3 protein-coding genes and 1 pseudogene are annotated in these 2,548 nt (G+C 38.8%); all 4 read right to left on the reverse strand.

Features of this window, described 5'->3' with window-relative positions; all coding sequences use genetic code 11:
- Positions 1-34: 34 nt before the first annotated feature.
- A complete protein-coding gene (locus tag EDM57_RS22360) occupies positions 35-262 on the reverse strand; it encodes a pentapeptide repeat-containing protein (RefSeq protein ID WP_122906884.1) in 228 nt (75 codons plus the stop codon).
- Between the two features lie 427 nt (positions 263-689).
- Positions 690-1,433 (reverse strand): DUF4261 domain-containing protein, encoded by a 744-nt coding sequence (locus EDM57_RS22365; RefSeq protein WP_122906885.1) that lies wholly within the window; start codon positions 1,431-1,433, stop codon positions 690-692.
- 47 nt (positions 1,434-1,480) lie between these two features.
- On the reverse strand, positions 1,481-1,918 hold the full coding sequence (locus EDM57_RS22370) for an Imm30 family immunity protein (RefSeq protein ID WP_122906886.1): 438 nt from the start codon (positions 1,916-1,918) through the stop codon (positions 1,481-1,483).
- Positions 1,919-1,981: 63 nt separating this feature from the next.
- Positions 1,982-2,548: pseudogene (locus tag EDM57_RS23825) on the reverse strand (hypothetical protein); the annotation flags it as partial.

The following is a 2,548-nucleotide window of genomic DNA, read 5'->3' on the forward strand; positions in this document are numbered from 1 at the left end:
GCGATCCGCTCGTCCTGTGTCATGATGAAATAGTTCATACCCGTTCCCCTTCCTGCCAGATGACTTGTCGCTCCTGAAGCTCATCGAGTATGGGCAGCTCCCTTGCCTCCGGGGAAAACACGGCGCCAGCAAGCAGCGCTCCCGTAAAAATCGTCCCTGCGAGGTTCGCTCCGCGAAAATCGGCACCGCGCAGGTCCGCTCCGGAAAAGTCAGTGCCAGCCAGATTGGCCCGGACGAAGCGTACCCCGTCAAAGCCTGGCATAACTAGCAAGGCTAACCATGTATTGGTTAATATTTTTTCGATTCACGCAATAGGAGTTGTTTAATATCTTGGTGTGTGAGAAAAGCCCTCGTATGCTTTTCTTGCCAAGCTCCTGTACCGCTTCGAGTGGTGACAGGCACCAAGATCACGGTAAGGGTACATGCCATTCGTCAGCGTCGCCGTACTTTTCGCAATGACCAAGCACTGTCCTGATAATTGACACGAAATTGTTTTTTGAAAACAAAAAAGGGCTGTCCCAAAAGCGTTCGCATGGAGCGGGAACAACCCTAAATGATGAGCAAAAGGACCTCAAATTCCACAATTAAGTGGGAAATGAGGTCCTTTTAAGCCAAATATAGCTCGTAGTGGGGCAAAAAAATCATAAATAGACTTTGGGAACAGCCCCAAATTAATTAAAAATAATTGTTTAGCTGGTTGGACGATGATGACGAACTAATCTCCAGACTCCATATGGATTATAGAATGGATCATCACTCTCAAACATTGTGCACTCTTCATGTTTTAATAAATAAACAGGTGAACTGGAGTCCAAACTAAAAGTCTCTCCAGCATTAATTTTTGGTTTTTCTACTAGATTGTATAAACAAAATACCCTAAATAGTGTCGCTACTTCCTTCCCAGTATTGCCTTCATATGTGGTTACTACATCGGGATAACCAAAGCAATGCATACCTGTTGTGTAAAATGTGTTGTTGTCACGAGACATCTGAATAATTCTAGTAAATACCTTTGTAATATCTTGACTACTTGTTATTTCCAACCAATCTTTTTTTGTACTAGCTCTCCCAGAAGATTCAACATTTACAGCGATACCACCTGCATTTAATACAGCACTGGCTACCTCCATAATTTTCATAACATTGTCTACAGAACCACCCTCTCCAAAAATGTAGACAATACTATTATGATTTTTAAGATCATAAATATCTTCTACACTAAATGAACCATTTCCAGCTATTTCAAACGCTTCTGTTACATAAGGATTATGCTCGTTCATATCTACTTCAAAGAATACATCGGGGTTTTCGAGATTTCCTATATGGTTCCCCATGTATATATAACCATTCCCTTTACGAAGCATTGCTTCTTTAAAATCATCCCTTGACTTCCAATATCCAGGTACCCCTAAAATAATTGTTGGTATTCCCATCGTAAAACCCCCTATCATCCCCAGTTTTTCTAACTGAAACCACTCACCTACTTATAATTTAGCTTATCTAAGATAATATTTACTTTTTCCAGATTTGGGGGTTCATCCTCTTTTATCGCTTGTAGTATATCTTTAATGATTAGTTTGGCAGAGCTATTTACTTGGTCTAATGCGTTCATATAAGCTTCTAAATAAATTTCTGAGTTTAGTAGTGTTCGATGTATTCTTTCTGCCCAGAACTTCGCATGAGGTAACATACTTGGAATCCCATTAGCCAATTTAAGCAGACCATCTTCTAAGCCATTGCGTTTAGCAATATAAAAAATAGTTTCGATTAGATAATCATCAGCTGTAGGTTCAGCAATATCGTCCTCAAAAACAGTGCAGAGATCAGGAATTATGTCATTTGTTCCGTGAAGTGATAAATTGTTGAGAATTTCTTCAAATATCTCTATATTGTCACCCTCATTCTCCATAAAACGCATTTTGTATAGTATAGAAATTTGATCTTTAAAAGATGACACTATTTACTTCCTCCAATTCTCTTACTACTTTGGCTTGCCAAAGATATTTATTCCGTTATGCTTATACTCTTTGTAATAATCAATATATTCTTTTATCTTCCTCCTATTTTCTTTAGTATATAATCCATCTTCTTTAAGAATACGTCTTAAATCATTAATATCAAATGCAAGTGCATCTCTTGGTTTCAAAGACATGTATAAATCAAAATCCTCTGGCCTTGTTCTTTTACTCAGTCCATAAGTGAATGTTCTTCTGTGTCTTCCACCTTGCCCCGGGTGCGGATGTTCTAAAAACATAGCATAACTTTCATCTGTTTTTATTCCAAACTCATCTTGCATGTATTTATTAGACGGCATATGGTGACCAGTAATATTGTCACCAACCTCATTAGGTAACTTCCCATACTTTCCATGATCCAACTCTTTTGGAAGTAATTCTTTACTCGTTTGAGGTATGTTTTGCTTCTTATCTTCAGCAAATTTTTTATAACGTTCTTTTAGCCGCTCTTTTAATTTATCATAGTCCGTCTTGGGTTTACCTGCCCCCTCACGCACCTTCTCTGGCGGCTTCCCACCAGGTGAATCGGACTT

It is taken from the genome of Brevibacillus gelatini (assembly GCF_003710935.1).
In the GTDB taxonomy this organism is placed as follows: domain Bacteria; phylum Bacillota; class Bacilli; order Brevibacillales; family Brevibacillaceae; genus Brevibacillus; species Brevibacillus gelatini.

What these genes read in the sequence shown, in the direction of transcription:
- EDM57_RS22370 (WP_122906886.1), bottom strand. Translation starts at nt 1,918, where the DNA reads ATGCGTTTTATGGAGAATGAGGGTGACAATATAGAGATATTTGAAGAA.
- EDM57_RS22365 (WP_122906885.1), bottom strand. Translation starts at nt 1,433, where the DNA reads ATGGGAATACCAACAATTATTTTAGGGGTACCTGGATATTGGAAGTCA.
- EDM57_RS22360 (WP_122906884.1), bottom strand. Translation starts at nt 262, where the DNA reads ATGCCAGGCTTTGACGGGGTACGCTTCGTCCGGGCCAATCTGGCTGGC.